The organism is Myroides sp. C4067, assembly GCF_038039665.1.
In the GTDB taxonomy this organism is placed as follows: domain Bacteria; phylum Bacteroidota; class Bacteroidia; order Flavobacteriales; family Flavobacteriaceae; genus Flavobacterium; species Flavobacterium odoratimimum.
The window spans coordinates 1-15,733 of sequence record NZ_JBBPHJ010000027.1; the positions used below are offsets into that span (position 1 = coordinate 1).

The following is a 15,733-nucleotide window of genomic DNA, read 5'->3' on the forward strand; positions in this document are numbered from 1 at the left end:
AGCAGCTGATTTGTAATCAGCAGGTCGTGGGTTCGAGTCCCTCCATCGGCTCAAAAGTCTCCCCTTAAAGGGAGACTTTTTTGTTTTCAAATACTTTGTGTACTAAATGCTCTTCTAACTGCTTTTTATTTTTTACTTTTAGATAACCTAAATCTAACTTATATAGAAAGGTTATTATTAAAAATACGCTGAAGTATGTTTTTGAGAGTTCAAGCAGATTGGTTTATCTATTTGGAGATAGTATATTTTATTATAGCTATTGCTGTGGCTGTACGCATTATCTATGATACAGACTCTATCTCGAAGACATTAGCTTATCTGTTGTTAGTTTTCTTTGTGCCTATCTTTGGTATTTTATTTTATTTTTCTTTTGGGATCAATTATCGACGAAGAAAGATGTATTCTAAGAAGCTTAAGGTAAATGATGAGTATAGCACTAAATTAACAAAACGTCTAAATGACATTCACCTAGATCAGAGACAACAAGGAAACCCTATTGTACAAAGGAATCGTTCTTTCATTAAGATGTTGTCTAGTGCGACTATGGGAGAAGGTCCATTATTAGTGGATAATAAAGCCGAAATATTAGAGAATGGAGAAGAGTTCTTTCCAAGACTAATAGAAGACTTAAAAGCAGCTAAAAGTACGATTCATATCGAGTATTATATTTATGAGAATAATGATATCGGTAAGGAGATAGAAAGTATCCTGATCAATAAAGTAAAGGAGGGGGTTAAGGTACGTTTTATCTATGATGACTTTGGGTGTAAAAGCATTCGAAAGAATATTGTCCGCAATCTTCGTGCGAATGGAGTCGAAGCCTATCCCTTTAATAAGATTATTCTATTAGCTTTTGCTAACCGTATGAATTATCGAAATCACCGCAAAATAGTGGTGATAGATGGAACGATAGCTTATACAGGAGGGATAAATATCTCTGATCGCTACGATAACCGTAAGAAAGATTCTAATCAGTATTTTTGGAGGGATACGCATATTAGAATAAAAGGTTCGGGAGCTTATGGGTTACAATATATCTTTTTGGCAGATTGGAATTTCTGTAGTAAGCAAGACTTAGCCTTTGATGAGAAGTATTTCCCTATTCATGATAATGATGAGATAGGAGTGCCGTTACAGGTTATTTCGTCTGGACCTGACTCAGATGTACCTTCTATTCTATATAGTGTCTTAAAAGCGATACAAACTGCTGAAAAAGAGATCTGCATCACTACGCCATATTATATACCTGACGAATCATTACAACTAGCTATTAAAATGGCTGCATTAAGTGGTAAGCGCGTTAGAATGATACTGCCTGGAATTACAGATTCTAATATCGTGAAATGGGCTTCGGAGTCTTATTTTCAAGAGTTATTAGAGTTTGGTGTAGAGATTTATTTATATAAGAAAGGATTTATCCACGCGAAGACCTTTGTTACAGATGCAGGAGTGAGTTCTATAGGTACATGTAATTTAGATCACCGTAGCTTTGATTTGAATTTCGAGGTGAATGTTGTGGTTTATGACGAGGCTTTTGCACGTAAAATGAAAACAATGTTTGATAGAGACTGTAGAGATTCTATTAAACTAGAGTTACACAGGTGGAATAAAAGATCTTGGAAACAACGTCTTAAAAACAGTTTTATTCGTTTGTTCTCTCCTTTATTATAGCATGTGTAGACATCAAATAAAGTGAGTAATGAAGGATAAGTAAACTTTAAATAAGGATACTATGAATTTACATTTGACATTTGATAAATATATAACACATCAACATCCCTTTGAGAATGATTATGAAGGGAAGGTAATCACCACATTAATAGAATCAAGAGGAAATAAGAAAGAGCATAAGCAGACTATTCTGTATATACACGGATTTTGTGATTACTTCTTTCAGATACACTTGATGGATTATTTTAATGAGCATGGAGTAAACTTCTATGCAATAGATTTGCGCAAGTATGGTCGTTCGTTATTGCCTCATCAGCATCCGAATTATTGTAAGTCGATGCGAGAGTACTTTCCTGATATCGATTATGGAATAGAGTATATTCTAAAGGAAAAGAGAGATACCCAACTATTTTTATTAGGGCATAGTACAGGAGGATTATTAGCAACGTATTATGCTATGTTTGGGTTGTTAAAAGAAAGGTTGTCAGGACTAATATTAAATTCTCCTTTCTTTGATTTTAATGTACCTTTTTATGTAAAGCCTTTTATGGGGAGTGTTGCTAGGAGTAAAGTGAGTAAGGATATCTTTGCTAATGCAGAGCAGATGCCTGAGTTATATGGTAAGACATTGCATAAAGATCATGAAGGAGAATGGGAGTACAAGAAAGAGTGGAAACCAATAAATCCTTTTGCTGTATACTATAGTTGGATATTAGCAGTGCAACATACACAGGAGTTAATTCAGGAGGTAGTATTGCATGAAGACTTTCCTATTCTACTAATGTATAGCGATAAGTCTGGAAGTACTTCAAAATGGACTGCTACTTCTATGACATCAGATATCGTCTTGAATGTAAAAGATATTGAGAAGATAGGTAGTAAGATAGGACATCGTGTAGAGAAAGCTGTAATAGAGGATGGAATGCATGACTTATTTCTCTCGAAGAAAGAAGTTAGAAATAAAGCAATGTTTAGTGTATTACAGTTCTTAGAGAAGCACAGATAGATATTAAAAGTAAAAAGCTGTTACCATTTAAGGTAACAGCTTTTTTAGCAATAATTGAAAAAAGTTGTTGTTGATTGGTTGGTAGGGGAGCTTTTTAGAATAATCCTCCAGCACCTCCACTTTCTTTTGTATTCGAATCTCTGTTCTTTCTTTGTAATGCACGTCCTTTTCCTCCTCCGAACATATAGTTTACTCCGATGTAAACTGATCTACTTTCCCATGTAAATTGTCCATTAGAAGCATAAGGGTACTGAGAACTGTATTTGAACTTCATAGTATTGAAGATATCATTGAATCTTGCACTGATACTTAATTTGTTTTCAAGTAAAGAGTATCTAGCTCCAGCATCTATTTTATACATCTCTTTAGAGTCCATTGTGATACCATCTACGGGACCTCTATAGAATCCGAATAAGTTAAATCTTAAGTTTTTAGTCGCTTTGAAGTTACTGTTTAAACGAGCATTGAATGCACTAGCAGTAATATCGCGTTCGATAAAATCCATTTGATTTGTCGTACTGTTTAACTGAGATACAAAACCAGTCTGTTTAATACTAGAGAAATCAATACCAGGTTGCATATCCCACCATGGAGTTAATTTGATATTAGCAGAAAGTTCAAATCCATAAGCATCATTAGACTTATAGTTATCAAAAGTCATTAATAAAGCATTTGGGTTATCATTGTCTGGGTCATCGTAGATAACGTGGTTGATTTCTTTATTGATCTTTCTATAGTACACTCCAGCAGTCACACTACTTTTGTTATTAAACATTCTTGTGTAATTTAATTCTACAGAGTTCGTAAACTGTGGTTTTAATTCAGGATTACCTACCATTGTCATTAATGGAGTAGAGAATTGTCTAACAGGGTTAGTCTGAGAAATACTAGGTCTATCTACACGTCTACTATAACTTAAGTTAAACATATCGTTATCTGTCATAGAATACCCTAAGTATACAGACGGATATAAGGTAACGTAGTCATCTTTAAAAGTAGTTGTTCCTCCTAATTTAGATTCTACTTTATAGCTTTCTAATCTTGTTCCTACTTGGTAGTTAAACTTACCATAAGTTTGACCAAAGGTTACATAAGCAGAGAAGATATCTTGGTTGTATTCATTGTTAATCTTTTTATTCTTCTCAGGAATCAAAGGATTGTTAGAATCAAAGTTGTTATCTGCTCTAGAAATTCTAGCTTCTGCTCCTACTTCTAATTTAGTATGATCGTTTAAAGGATTTACATAATCAATGTTGATTGTTGTTAAATCACTTTTATCATTGTTTCTATCTTGATATAATTGGTTAGGATTTTTACCTATAATCGTATTGTAATCTCCGTCATTTGTAGATTTGTTACGACTAAAGTTTCCTTCGATATCTAAAGTATGACCTTTTTTCTCAAATAGATGTTTATAAGCTAAGTTATACGCACTATATCTATTATCTCCATCATAAACAGTTTTTTGGAAGATATCTTCGAATAAGTTCTTAGGATATGTAGTCGCGTTATCCATATCTGTTGTTCTATCATTTGTACTTTGGTTAGTATAGAATGACAATGTATTGTTATCGTTGATATAATAATCCATACCTACTTTATAGAAGTAGTTCTTGTTCTTATTATTCATACGAATCTCTGTAGGAGACATAATATCCGTACGTAGCATATCCCCGTCATTTTTATATTTTCCATACGAGTAGCTACCATTAGCGAAGAAGTTTAACTTACCTTGTCTATAGTTAGCATTGATAGAGTTAGTATTCTTAACAGTATGAGCAAATGTAACTCCTGTGTCTACAGAACCATTAAAGCCGTCCATTGTATTTTTGTGTAACACGATATTGATAATACCTGACATTCCTTCAGGATTATACTTAGCACTTGGGTTAGTGATTAACTCAATGCTCTTAATAGAAGTAGAAGGAATTTGTTTTAATACTTGTTCAGAAGACATATTAGTAGGACGCCCATCGATAAGGATACGTACATTCTCATTTCCTCTTAGAGATATCTTACCATCTTTATCCACATTTACAGATGGGATATTATTCATAATCTCACCAGCAGTAGCACCAGCAGTAGTTAAGTCTTTACCTACATTGATTACTTTTCTATCTATCTTTTGTTCTATCGTAGATGATTCAGCGATAATATTAACTCCTTCTAAAGTTGTCGCCTCAGGAGATAAGTTAATCGTACCGAAGTTATAAGTAGCCTCAGTTAACTCAAATTCTTTAGTATATGTTTGGTAACCGATAAACTGTACTTCTAGTGTATATTTTTTTTGAGGAACAGTTAATTCGAATTTTCCATTGTCATCAGACATAGCACCTGTTACAATAGTCTCTCCATCTTTAATAGAGACAGTTGCATAAGGAACGGATTGATTAATTGATTTGTCAAAAATCGCTCCTGTGATTTTTCCTTTTTGTTGCGCATAAATAGAGCAAACCATGGTAAGGAAAAGGATAACACTTAATTTGAATTTCATAATAGTTCTTTCGTTAAGTTTATTTCTAATAATTGATTAAGGTTTATATAATAGTCATACTTTTGAGTAAAATGTTACAACAAAAAATGTTTTATTTTATATAAAATATTTATTTTTATTTGTAATTTATTGATATTCAGTTTTTTATTTTACTATTTAAAATTATTATAAATGAGATATACAGTGTTTTGTGGTTCTAGTTCAGGTACTAAGGATATTTATTATGAACAAGCTTTTACATTAGGAGAACAATTAGCTAAACATCATATCGGGCTTGTATACGGAGGCGCTAAAGTGGGATTAATGGGAGCAGTAGCTGATGGTGTTCTTAAGGAGAATGGTGAAGTTATCGGTGTATTACCTAGTTTTTTGGCAGATGTAGAGTTAGGCCATAAGGGATTAACAGAGTTAATTATGGTTGAAACTATGCATGAACGCAAAGCTAAAATGGACGAATTATCTGATGGTGTAATCACAATGCCTGGTGGATATGGTACCTTAGAAGAATTCTTTGAAATGCTAACATGGGCTCAATTAGGATTACACAAAAAGCCTATAGCCTTATTAAACATAGATGGATTCTATAATCCTCTATTAGAAATGATAGATACGATGGTAGTTATGGGGTTCTTAAAAGAGATTAATAAAGATATGATTGTGGTAGCTGATGAGGTAGAAGAGCTTTTAGAAAAGATGAAAGCTTACGAAGCGCCTAAAGAAGGTAAATGGATTCAAAAATAAATAATATGAATAAAGCCTCATTAATAGATAATTTTGAACGCAAAGGCGTTACATTAACACAACAAGAGAAGGAATTAATACTTTCTTCTTTTCAGACTGTTTATGTAAAGAAGAAAGACTATCTATTAACAGCGGGTGCTGTATGTGACTTCGAAGCCTTTGTAGTACAAGGATGTTTTAAAGAATACTGTTTGGACGAAAAAGGAGAAGAACACATCATACATTTTTCTATAGAAGATTGGTGGTTAGCAGATCTAGAAAGTTATAATTATGAACGACCATCTAAGATATTTATACAAGCTTTAGAAGATAGCGAAGTATTACTCATAAAGAAAGAACGCAAAGAAGCGCTCTATGATGAAATACCTATCTTAGAAAAGATCTATAGAAGGATGACTCAGCAGGAGTGTATCGCTCTTCAACGTCGCATTGTAAATAAGTTATCAATGGATGCTACTGCAGAGTATGAAGATTTCTGTAAGCGTTATCCGTCCTTGGTACAGCGTTTAACTAATATTCAGATAGCTTCTTATCTTGGTATTTCCCAAGAGTTTTTGAGTAAAATACGCAGTAAGAAAAAATAATAATTATTGAACTAGTTCAATGTTTTTGATCTTAGAGCAATTTAATTTTGCTTTAAAATTATAGAACAATGAACAACAAAATAATAATAGCTTCATTGGCAATAGCGTTGTCAGTAGGAGCATGTCAGTCAAAGACAGAGAAAGAATCTATTCCATCAGAAATAGCAGAAAGTACTAGTGCTAGCCACACTAGTACCTTAATTGGGCATAAAGCAGAAATACAGTTCCCAGAGATGAAAGCTACTATTGAGTACACGAGTACAGATACCTTGCATTGGAGCACAGTAGGTGAGAATGGAGCAGTAAATGAAGGCGATGAGAAAATGAGCTACAAAGCACTTGGCGAGGACTTACACTTTCTGAACTGGATAGAACAAGATGGCTTTACAGTTAGTCAAATCATCAATACGAAGACAGGAGAAGTAACTGCTTTTTGGTCTTATAACGGAGCTGATCAGAAACGTGAAAGTCAGTTCGTAACAGGAACTTTTAGATTAATTGATTAAAGAAATCAATTATTAACAGATGTTTTGGACATCAATGCCCTTTACGTAGTTCTATTTTTTGTATTTTAGAGCTTTCGAAAAGGAAAATATGATGGAAAAACAAAATAACAACATTGCAATCTTAGTGGATGGGGACAATGCTCAAGCTAAGTTGTTGGATAAGATTTTAGAAGAAGTTTCTAAATATGGGAAGGTGACTGTCCGTCGTATTTATGGAGATTGGACAACACCACAAATGAATAGCTGGAAGGAATTACTAAATGACTTGTCATTTTCGCCTATACAGAAGTTTAATTATACTAGTGGCAAGAACTCTACAGATAGTTCACTCATCATAGATGCTATGGATATTCTCCATGCTAAGATGGTAGATGGATTCTGTATCGTATCTAGTGACAGTGACTATACTGGTTTAGCTAAGCGTATCAGAGAAGAAGGTATCTTTGTGATGGGAGTAGGAGAGAAGAAGACTCCGAATGCTTTCGTTCAGTCATGTGAGATATTTACCTACTGTGAAACCTTAATGCCTAAAGTAACTACAGCAGTGAAAGAAGCGAATGGCAATGCTAAAAAGGTAGAAGTCACAGATGATGACGATACTAAATCATTGACTAAGAAAGAGTATAGACTGATAGATAAAGCATTCGATATGTCTGTAGATGAAGAGGTAGAAGCTTATATCGCTACAGTAGGAGGTAACCTTCGTAAGCTTAATCCTAGTTTTGATGCCAGAGACTATGGTTTTAGAAACTTGACAGAGCTTTTTAAACATCTAAAGACATACGATGTAATTAACAATAATGTTAAGGGGTTAAATCATCCCTTAGTAAAGAAAAAATAACCTTCGGGTTATTTTTTTTTGCTTAAAAACGAATGGTATGGTCTATAAACTTTAAATTGCAAATGGTTACATATTGACAACAATAAAAAATATCAACTCAATACAATTTATATTATGACTATACAAGAATTAGAGGGTATTCGCAAGCAATTCGAATACTATAGAATGATCGTAGATAAAACAGTTTTAGTTCTATCTCAAGATGAATTAAATCAAAAGGTCAATGTAGAGAGTAACTCTATAGCGATGTTAATGCGCCATATCACAGGTAATCTGCTTTCTCGTTTTACTAACTTTTTTACAGAAGATGGAGAGAAGCCATGGAGAAACAGAGATGATGAGTTCGCAGATGGGATTTATGACAGACATGAACTTATAACGAATTGGGACAAGGCATGGAATGTTCTCTTCAGTACCATAGATAGTATTAATGAAGAGAACATTAATACAGTAGTAAAAATCAGAAACCAAGACCATACGGTAGCAGAAGCTTTATATCGACAGTTAGCACATTACCCTTACCATATAGGGCAGATCGTATTTATCGGAAAGATGATACGCAATGAAGAGTGGAAGTCTTTAACCATTCCTAAAAATAAATCAAAAGAATACAATCAAGACAAATTTGAAAATCCTAATTCAGAGACTCATTTTGTAGATGATTATCTAAAGAAGTAAGAGATAATTTTTTAGATTCCTAATTTTGAATGAGAATTAGTAGAGTCGTTCAGTGCAATATTTTATATATTTGTCAAAAGACGGTAAAAAACTACAATATGAAATTAAATACAATGGCCTGTATCGTATTGGCTTCCGCTATGTTATTATCATGTGGAGACAAGAAAGAGACAGAAAAAGGAGTAAGCGAAGTGACTACAACAGAAAAGTTTGATTACAGTGTGGATCAGTTTGGAGATATCGAAGTATTGAGATATCAAGTACCTGGATGGGACGATCTAACATTAAAAGAAAAAGAATTAGTGTATTATCTAAGTCAGGCAGGGTATGCTGGACGTGATATCATCTGGGATCAGAACTATAAACACAATTTGACTATTCGTAAAGCATTAGAGAATATTTACGAAAACTATAAAGGAGACAAAGAATCAGAGGATTGGAAAGAGTTCGTGACGTATGTGAAGAGAGTATGGTTCTCTAATGGTATTCACCACCATTATTCTAACGAAAAGATAAAACCTGGATTCTCTCAAGCTTATTTCTCTATTTTATTAAAAGAGACTAACACTACATTAGATCAGAATGTAGCGAATGTACTATTTAATAATGTAGATAGTAAAAAAGTAAATCTTGATTTAGCGAAAGGTCTTGTAAAAGGATCTGCAGTTAACTTCTATGGAGAAGGGATTACAGAAGATGAGATAGAGGCATTCTATAATGCGATGAAGAGTCCAGACCCACACCGTCCATTATCTACAGGACTAAACTCTAAAGTAGTAAAAGAGAATGGTAAGTTAGTAGAGAAAGTATGGAAGAGTGGTGGAATGTATGGAGCAGCTATTGATCAAATCATCTTTTGGTTAGAAAAAGCTGTTACAGTTGCAGAGAACCAAGAGCAAGCAGATGCACTTAAGTTATTAATCAAATATTACCAAACAGGAGATCTTCAACTTTGGGATGATTATAACGTTGCATGGGTGAAAGCTACTAAAGGAAACATTGATTACAACAGTGGATTTATCGAAGTATATGCAGACCCATTAGGACATAAAGGATCTTACGAAAGCGTTGTTCAAATCAACGACTTTGATATGTCTAAGAAGATGGCTGTTCTTTCTAAAGAAGCACAGTGGTTCGAGGATAACTCTCCATTAATGGCAGAGCATAAAAAGAAAAATGTAACAGGAGTATCGTATAAGACAGTGATCGTAGCGTCTGAGTCTGGTGATGCATCTCCAAGTACACCTATCGGAGTGAACTTACCGAATGCAGATTGGATTAGAGCAGAGCACGGTTCTAAGTCTATCTCTTTAGGTAATATTATCGATGCATATAATCATGCAGGTGGTTCGGATAAGTTAAAAGAGTTCGTTCACGATGAGGAAGAATTACAATTAGAGGAGAAATATGGTGAGTTAGCAGATAAGCTACACACAGCTCTTCACGAGGTAATCGGACATGCATCTGGACAAATCAACAAAGGAGTAGGACAACCAAAAGAAACACTGAAGAGCTATGCTTCTACATTAGAAGAAGGACGTGCTGACTTAGTGGGGTTATTCTATTTATACAATCCTAAGTTACAAGAGTTAGGATTAGTTGACGATTGGAAGTCAGTAGGTAAAGCAGCTTATGATGGATATATCCGTAACGGATTAATGACGCAGTTAGTGCGCTTAGAGCCAGGTGCTGATATCGAAGAAGCTCACATGCGTAACCGCCAATGGGTGAGTGCTTGGGTATTTGAAAAAGGAAAGAAAGATAATGTAATTGAGAAAGTAGTTCGCGATGGTAAGACATATTATAATATTACGGATTATGATAAGTTACACGATCTATTCGGACAGCTTTTAAAAGAGACTCAACGTATCAAATCTGAAGGTGATTATAAAGCAGGACAAGCGTTAGTAGAGACTTATGGTGTGAAAGTAGATCAAGCTATCCACAAAGAAGTTTTAGAGCGTAATGCTAAGTTTAACTCTGCTCCATATAGAGGATTTGTAAACCCATACATTGTACCAGTGAAGAATGATAAAGGAGAGGTGACTGATTATGTAATCGAACAACCTAAATCATTTGAAGAGCAAATGTTGCGTTATGCTAAAGAATATGGTTTCTTACCACTTGTAAACTAATTACAAGAAGATTATACAAGAAAGTCGGTTTATTATAAACCGACTTTTTTTATTTTTTTACTATAATGATATCTCCCATGCACATCTCTATAGGACGATTATGAGGAGTATATTCTACCCAATCTACAGGATCACTACTTTCACAGTCTATCATCAGGTGATAATAAGACATACCATGAGTAGTATCAGGTAGAGCATGTACATCATAGTGATTAACCGTGTCTAACTGATGATCTTCTACCATCGTTAGCCAAGAGATAGACTTGTCTAATTGGGCTATTAGGTATTGATTAGTGGTATCACCATGTTTTAGCTCTATGATTATGTCTTGTTTCTGTTTTTGTAGTAGAGAGATAATATCTTTCATATACGATAGGATATAAGTTATAGCGTGAATGTATGTTGTATAAACTCAGTCGGGCGTTGTCCCATCAGTTTAGTGAATACATTACTGTAAGACTGAGCACTGTTATACCCTACGAGTAACGCTATCTCATTGATAGTATATTGTCCTTCACTCAGCAGTTCTATAGACTTGATGATACGTGCCATCTGTATATATTTAGCGATACTGATACCCGTTTCTTTCTTAAACTGACGTTCTAAGGTACGAATACTCATAAAGGACAGTTGAGCTAACTCATCTATAGTGATAGTAGATTGATAATGTTTATGTATATAAGCAGTTACTTCTAGTAGTGCATTGGTACGTGGTACGGGAGTGATAAGAGGTACAGCATTCTGTACAAAAGAAGGCAATTCTAATAAGATAGCTCTTAAGAACGTCTGTTCACTCTCCTCATATTCCATATTCATAGACCACTTCTCAGTGTACATAATCATTTCTCTTAATACACTAGGTATAGAGAATAGGTATAACTCATCATAAAACGGAGGTAAGTCATCCACATCGAAGTATAGTGTATGTAGAGAGATATGCTCAGACGCATGCGTAGTCTTATGCGGCATATTGGATGGGATATAGGCCACATGATTTTGAGGTAATAAGAATTGGCACGACTCTACGTGTAGATGTTGATATCCTGATTCTACATATACGAGTTGAGCTTTCTTATGATGGTGAAACTCATTGTTGTGCTTCCAAAGCTCAGCATGCCAAGAAAAACCTTTCTTTCCAACTTGATCGACTAATTGTGATGTATTCATTCTTGTCGTTTTAGTTATGATTTATGGCGAATATAAACATTTATAATCATTTAATTTTGCACCTAGAAATAACAATGTGTAAATAATAAATTAAATAACAATGGAAAATAAGATAGAAGAGATATCTAAAATGAAGAAATTACTGATGTTGTTAGGTATCATATTTATTGCTTCTAATCTAAGAGCTCCACTTACATCTGTAGGTCCTGTTATATCAGAGATAAGTAAATCACTAGCTCTGTCTAACACTACAGCAGGATTAGTAACGACGATACCCTTAATGGCATTCGGATTCTTATCTAGTATGGTGCCAAAGATCTCACGTAGATACGGTATGGAGCTTGTATTATTAGGATCATTAATTCTATTGAGTATAGGATTAGTCATTAGACCTTATGGTAGTTTAGTTACTTTGTTTTTAGGAGCTGCCTTAGTAGGGATAGCGATTACAGTAGGTAATGTATTGATGCCAGCTTATATCAAAAGTAATTATCAGAAGAATGTAGGGACCATGATGGGAATATATTCAGTAGCTATGAACCTAACAGCAGCGTTAGCAGCAGGGTTTAGTATTAGCTTGGGTAAATTCACAGAGATGGGATGGAAAGGTTCGATAGGAGTATGGTTAGTACTGAGTATCGCGACTATATTGATTTGGCTTCCTCAAGTAAAAAAGAAACAAGCAATCGAAGGAAGTAATAGAGGCTTCACAGAAGAGAAAAAAGTAAATATGTACTCATCTAAGCTAGCATGGGCAGTTACAGTATTTATGGGAGTACAGTCTCTACTGTTCTACTGTTTAGCAGCATGGTTACCTAAAGTGGCTATCACATGGGGTATACCTAAAGAGGATGCAGGATGGTTATTGTCTTATATGCAGTTCGCACAGTTGCCTATGACATTCATTGGAGCTATTATAGCGAGTAAGTTATCTAATCAAAAACTGCTAGCTATCGGTACAGGAGTATTGTTTGCCATAGGGATAGCAGGTTTATTGATCTTTAAGGTAAATATGATCGCGCTATGGTGTGTATTAATCGGTACAGCGAGCGGATTAGCCTTTAGTTTATCGATGCTATTCTTCGTATTGCGTACAAGTAGCACTACCCAAGCAGCAGAATTATCAGGTATGGCACAGTCTATCGGATACCTAATCGCAGCATGTGGGCCTCCTGTATTTGGAGCATTATTCGATGTGACACAGTCTTGGTCTATGTCCTTGATGTTTTTATTAGTGATGTCTATTACTTTGATTGTATCAGGAGGTATCGCAGGTAAGAACGACTGGGTCAAGTAATCCTTTATCAACTAAAGAACTTTCTGTATAACCATAGTAATCCTGTGCCTACTACAGATACGATAATCATAGAGGTAATCGGCATAAAGAATGAAAAACCTGGGCGCTGGATACGGATATCACCAGGCAATTTGCCAAACCAATCCAGATTAAACGAAGTGAATTGTATCAATAGACCTATGATGACGATGATACAACCGATAAATATGATTGTTTTTCCCATAAGAGTAAAGGTATAAAAATACATGCACTTCCCTTTAGGAAACTATTTAATTATTGTTAAGGAGACAGGTATTAGGGTGTTTTAATAGTATCTTTGAGTATAGAGTTATTTAGGTAACTCCTCATTTAAAAAGATAAGATATGAAAGTAGAGATATGGTCGGACATTATGTGTCCGTTTTGTTACGTCGGAAAGAAGAATTTTGAGAATGCATTGGTACAGTTGCCTTTCGCAGATAAGATAGAAGTAGAGTGGAAGAGCTTTCAGCTAGATCCAGACTTACCTGTAGAAGGGTTGGATATGTCTACTAAGGAGTACCTAGCTAAGCGCAAAGGTATGCCAGAGCAACAGATACAAGGGATGCTAGAGAACTTAAAACAAGCAGGTAAAGCAGTAGGTATCGAGTTTAACCAAGACCAATCTATTCCTGTGAATACGATTAGAGCTCATCGCTTTGTACACTTTGCACAGTTACAAGGAAAAGGGAATGAGGCTAAAGAAGTAGTGTTTAAAGCTTATTTTACAGATGGAAAAAATGTAGGTGATATTGAGGTTTTAGCTGCTTTAGGTACTGAAATAGGACTGAGTGCTGAGGAAATCAAAACATTTTTAGCTACTGATGGACAACTAGAAGAAGTGAATGCAGATATTACAGAAGCACGTGCTCTAGGGATATCAGGAGTGCCATTCTTCGTATTAGATAGAAAATACGGTGTATCAGGAGCTCAACCTACAGAGTCTTTTGTAGAAGCACTGACACAAGCATTCCAAGAAAGCCAACCTAAATTCGAAATGAAAGGTGGTAGTGATGCGGCAGCATGTGGCCCAGAAGGATGCGAGATATAAGTACCTATAGTTGATTTATAAATACGAACAGCCCATTTATACAGTGTATGAATGGGCTGTTTTATTATTAGATATATTTTAATCAAAGTCTATATAAACAAAGTAATCATACTTGTTTTTAGGTTTTTCGTTTTTCTCTAAACCGTCTAAGTATAGCTTTGCAGGAGTGCCTTTATTGAGAAATTGCTCATGAAGTTTATATAACAACTCTAAGGCAGGAAAATTTTGGTTATTATCTGCTTTTAAAGTTGCGTGAATAGTACTATAAAATTCGGGTCTATCTGATCCTGCCTCTTTCCAATGTGGTAGTAATTCGAATTTGATAATTTCTTCATTATTGTATTTGTCGTCTTTAGAATACATGATTGCATCGTAACAAATCACTACCTCTGGCTGATCTATTATAATCTCAGTAGGATCCCAATTGTCGGAGTTTCCGAAGTTTCTAATTTGCTTAGCAATTACTTCTTGGTTTAGTTCTTCTCGGGTTTCAGGTAATTCTTCTGAGAAGTCCCATATCACATTGTGAAATATTCTCTTTTCCATCTTTTTATTTTAAAGATAGTAAAATAGTAACCTCTATTAAATTGAAGGAGAATAATGTTTGAATAGTGTAAGGAATTTATTCTACTCTAATAAGAGCATTCTATTGAGGAAGTCTTCGATCCTTGGTAGGTGTGTCATTGTATTGCATATACGCCCATTCTCCTCGGTATAGATTGTTGAACACAAGATCTTTGTACTTATTGTTGATACTGAACAGTCTTACTTGTACACGAGAAGGAGTGTAAACTTCTTGTTCTTCAGCAGAGATATGTTCTGCTATAAAGGGAGGTTCAGTTATCTCGTGGTAGCGCACTACTAAGGCTAATACCCTGTCCTCTTTTTGCCAAGTATAGACGATACAGTCATACACCATAAAAGCGATTTTCTCTACAGGTTCTCCTTCTTTAGAGATGATATAGTCACGGAGTTGTATAACCTTGTTTTCGTCACCTTTTAGGTCAGAGCAGGCTACCCCGATTAGGTCTTTATTTAGACTCTGTAGCATATCTACCTTATCGAAGTAATAGTCCCCATACTTCGCCACACTGTCAGACTCTATCCACATCCTCATACTATACTCTTTGCCGATTATGTCTCTAAGAGAATCATTATATCTCTTAGGAGCTACTCTATAGTGTGTGATCTCTATAGGTTTAAGTTCTTTAACTACTGTCATCACACTAGCATCTGCATCAGCTGTGATACTCCCATCGTTATTGCCATTAAAAGCATAAAAGTCCTCTACTGGGAAGTTATAATCAAATGTCTCAATATCCATCTTAATGTCTCCAAATTTCTTAGGCTCTTGACAAGAGAGTAGAACTATAGGAAGTATGAGGTATAGTAAGCTTCTTTTTATCATAGTGGTTTAAGTAAAGTTGTTAGATAAGCGAATAGGTATTAGAATCAATATTAAATTGAAAACGAATTGTTTAATTTAAAATTGTGTGTGAGTATGAATGTCTTTTTACTGCCATTTTAGACAGGGTGGTCGGCATG

The 15,733-nt window shown here is 34.9% G+C and carries 16 protein-coding genes; 10 read left to right on the forward strand and 6 right to left on the reverse strand.

Annotated features, from left to right (window positions below; genetic code table 11):
• The first annotated feature begins 195 nt into the window (after nucleotides 1–195).
• Both cls and AABL87_RS15010 read left to right on the forward strand, forming a co-directional pair.
• Nucleotides 196–1,671, forward strand: a complete 1,476-nt coding sequence (cls, locus tag AABL87_RS15005; RefSeq protein ID WP_006261950.1) for a cardiolipin synthase — start codon at nucleotides 196–198, stop codon at nucleotides 1,669–1,671.
• A 61-nt stretch (nucleotides 1,672–1,732) separates the two neighbouring features.
• Nucleotides 1,733–2,677, forward strand: a complete 945-nt coding sequence (locus tag AABL87_RS15010) for an alpha/beta hydrolase (RefSeq protein WP_006264405.1) — start codon at nucleotides 1,733–1,735, stop codon at nucleotides 2,675–2,677.
• A 94-nt stretch (nucleotides 2,678–2,771) separates the two neighbouring features.
• On the opposite strand, the gene AABL87_RS15015 is transcribed toward AABL87_RS15010, so the two are convergent.
• Nucleotides 2,772–5,171, reverse strand: a complete 2,400-nt coding sequence (locus AABL87_RS15015) for an outer membrane beta-barrel family protein (RefSeq protein ID WP_039328434.1) — start codon at nucleotides 5,169–5,171, stop codon at nucleotides 2,772–2,774.
• 171 nt (nucleotides 5,172–5,342) lie between these two features.
• Between AABL87_RS15015 and AABL87_RS15020 the strand changes: the two genes are divergently transcribed.
• The 6 genes from AABL87_RS15020 to AABL87_RS15045 all read left to right on the forward strand — a co-directional run bounded on the left by AABL87_RS15020 (nucleotide 5,343) and on the right by AABL87_RS15045 (nucleotide 10,656).
• A complete protein-coding gene (locus AABL87_RS15020; protein ID WP_039328432.1) occupies nucleotides 5,343–5,912 on the forward strand; it encodes an LOG family protein in 570 nt (189 codons plus the stop codon).
• 5 nt (nucleotides 5,913–5,917) lie between these two features.
• Complete coding sequence (locus AABL87_RS15025) at nucleotides 5,918–6,496, forward strand: Crp/Fnr family transcriptional regulator (RefSeq protein ID WP_039330379.1); 579 nt, start codon at nucleotides 5,918–5,920, stop codon at nucleotides 6,494–6,496.
• 68 nt (nucleotides 6,497–6,564) lie between these two features.
• Complete coding sequence (locus AABL87_RS15030; protein WP_341277553.1) at nucleotides 6,565–7,002, forward strand: MoaF-related domain-containing protein; 438 nt, start codon at nucleotides 6,565–6,567, stop codon at nucleotides 7,000–7,002.
• Between the two features lie 88 nt (nucleotides 7,003–7,090).
• Nucleotides 7,091–7,843: an NYN domain-containing protein gene (locus tag AABL87_RS15035; RefSeq protein WP_341277554.1), complete on the forward strand. Its 753-nt coding sequence runs from the start codon at nucleotides 7,091–7,093 to the stop codon at nucleotides 7,841–7,843.
• 114 nt (nucleotides 7,844–7,957) lie between these two features.
• Nucleotides 7,958–8,521 carry a DUF1572 family protein gene (locus AABL87_RS15040; RefSeq protein WP_341277555.1) on the forward strand — a complete coding sequence of 188 codons (564 nt, stop codon included), beginning with the start codon at nucleotides 7,958–7,960 and terminating at the stop codon, nucleotides 8,519–8,521.
• Nucleotides 8,522–8,619: 98 nt separating this feature from the next.
• Nucleotides 8,620–10,656 (forward strand): dipeptidyl-peptidase 3 family protein, encoded by a 2,037-nt coding sequence (locus AABL87_RS15045; protein ID WP_341277556.1) that lies wholly within the window; start codon nucleotides 8,620–8,622, stop codon nucleotides 10,654–10,656.
• Nucleotides 10,657–10,705: 49 nt separating this feature from the next.
• On the opposite strand, the gene AABL87_RS15050 is transcribed toward AABL87_RS15045, so the two are convergent.
• Nucleotides 10,706–11,023 carry a hypothetical protein gene (locus AABL87_RS15050; RefSeq protein ID WP_006264401.1) on the reverse strand — a complete coding sequence of 106 codons (318 nt, stop codon included), beginning with the start codon at nucleotides 11,021–11,023 and terminating at the stop codon, nucleotides 10,706–10,708.
• Between the two features lie 17 nt (nucleotides 11,024–11,040).
• Nucleotides 11,041–11,823 carry an AraC family transcriptional regulator gene (locus AABL87_RS15055; RefSeq protein WP_006264400.1) on the reverse strand — a complete coding sequence of 261 codons (783 nt, stop codon included), beginning with the start codon at nucleotides 11,821–11,823 and terminating at the stop codon, nucleotides 11,041–11,043.
• A gap of 100 nt (nucleotides 11,824–11,923) precedes the next feature.
• On the opposite strand from AABL87_RS15055, the gene AABL87_RS15060 reads away from it, so the two are divergent.
• Nucleotides 11,924–13,120 carry a CynX/NimT family MFS transporter gene (locus AABL87_RS15060; protein ID WP_006264399.1) on the forward strand — a complete coding sequence of 399 codons (1,197 nt, stop codon included), beginning with the start codon at nucleotides 11,924–11,926 and terminating at the stop codon, nucleotides 13,118–13,120.
• A 7-nt stretch (nucleotides 13,121–13,127) separates the two neighbouring features.
• On the opposite strand, the gene AABL87_RS15065 is transcribed toward AABL87_RS15060, so the two are convergent.
• Nucleotides 13,128–13,343, reverse strand: a complete 216-nt coding sequence (locus AABL87_RS15065; protein WP_232234329.1) for a DUF2905 domain-containing protein — start codon at nucleotides 13,341–13,343, stop codon at nucleotides 13,128–13,130.
• 140 nt (nucleotides 13,344–13,483) lie between these two features.
• On the opposite strand from AABL87_RS15065, the gene AABL87_RS15070 reads away from it, so the two are divergent.
• Nucleotides 13,484–14,188, forward strand: a complete 705-nt coding sequence (locus AABL87_RS15070; protein WP_006264397.1) for a DsbA family oxidoreductase — start codon at nucleotides 13,484–13,486, stop codon at nucleotides 14,186–14,188.
• A gap of 78 nt (nucleotides 14,189–14,266) precedes the next feature.
• Here AABL87_RS15070 and AABL87_RS15075 read toward each other — a convergent pair whose 3' ends face one another.
• Nucleotides 14,267–14,734 carry a hypothetical protein gene (locus AABL87_RS15075; protein WP_006264396.1) on the reverse strand — a complete coding sequence of 156 codons (468 nt, stop codon included), beginning with the start codon at nucleotides 14,732–14,734 and terminating at the stop codon, nucleotides 14,267–14,269.
• Between the two features lie 100 nt (nucleotides 14,735–14,834).
• Nucleotides 14,835–15,596, reverse strand: coding sequence for a hypothetical protein (locus AABL87_RS15080; RefSeq protein ID WP_341277557.1), 762 nt, complete (start codon nucleotides 15,594–15,596; stop codon nucleotides 14,835–14,837).
• Nucleotides 15,597–15,733: the final 137 nt, after the last annotated feature.

What these genes read in the sequence shown, in the direction of transcription:
- cls (WP_006261950.1), top strand. Translation starts at nt 196, where the DNA reads ATGTTTTTGAGAGTTCAAGCAGATTGGTTTATCTATTTGGAGATAGTA.
- AABL87_RS15010 (WP_006264405.1), top strand. Translation starts at nt 1,733, where the DNA reads ATGAATTTACATTTGACATTTGATAAATATATAACACATCAACATCCC.
- AABL87_RS15015 (WP_039328434.1), bottom strand. Translation starts at nt 5,171, where the DNA reads ATGAAATTCAAATTAAGTGTTATCCTTTTCCTTACCATGGTTTGCTCT.
- AABL87_RS15020 (WP_039328432.1), top strand. Translation starts at nt 5,343, where the DNA reads ATGAGATATACAGTGTTTTGTGGTTCTAGTTCAGGTACTAAGGATATT.
- AABL87_RS15025 (WP_039330379.1), top strand. Translation starts at nt 5,918, where the DNA reads ATGAATAAAGCCTCATTAATAGATAATTTTGAACGCAAAGGCGTTACA.
- AABL87_RS15030 (WP_341277553.1), top strand. Translation starts at nt 6,565, where the DNA reads ATGAACAACAAAATAATAATAGCTTCATTGGCAATAGCGTTGTCAGTA.
- AABL87_RS15035 (WP_341277554.1), top strand. Translation starts at nt 7,091, where the DNA reads ATGATGGAAAAACAAAATAACAACATTGCAATCTTAGTGGATGGGGAC.
- AABL87_RS15040 (WP_341277555.1), top strand. Translation starts at nt 7,958, where the DNA reads ATGACTATACAAGAATTAGAGGGTATTCGCAAGCAATTCGAATACTAT.
- AABL87_RS15045 (WP_341277556.1), top strand. Translation starts at nt 8,620, where the DNA reads ATGAAATTAAATACAATGGCCTGTATCGTATTGGCTTCCGCTATGTTA.
- AABL87_RS15050 (WP_006264401.1), bottom strand. Translation starts at nt 11,023, where the DNA reads ATGAAAGATATTATCTCTCTACTACAAAAACAGAAACAAGACATAATC.
- AABL87_RS15055 (WP_006264400.1), bottom strand. Translation starts at nt 11,823, where the DNA reads ATGAATACATCACAATTAGTCGATCAAGTTGGAAAGAAAGGTTTTTCT.
- AABL87_RS15060 (WP_006264399.1), top strand. Translation starts at nt 11,924, where the DNA reads ATGGAAAATAAGATAGAAGAGATATCTAAAATGAAGAAATTACTGATG.
- AABL87_RS15065 (WP_232234329.1), bottom strand. Translation starts at nt 13,343, where the DNA reads ATGGGAAAAACAATCATATTTATCGGTTGTATCATCGTCATCATAGGT.
- AABL87_RS15070 (WP_006264397.1), top strand. Translation starts at nt 13,484, where the DNA reads ATGAAAGTAGAGATATGGTCGGACATTATGTGTCCGTTTTGTTACGTC.
- AABL87_RS15075 (WP_006264396.1), bottom strand. Translation starts at nt 14,734, where the DNA reads ATGGAAAAGAGAATATTTCACAATGTGATATGGGACTTCTCAGAAGAA.
- AABL87_RS15080 (WP_341277557.1), bottom strand. Translation starts at nt 15,596, where the DNA reads ATGATAAAAAGAAGCTTACTATACCTCATACTTCCTATAGTTCTACTC.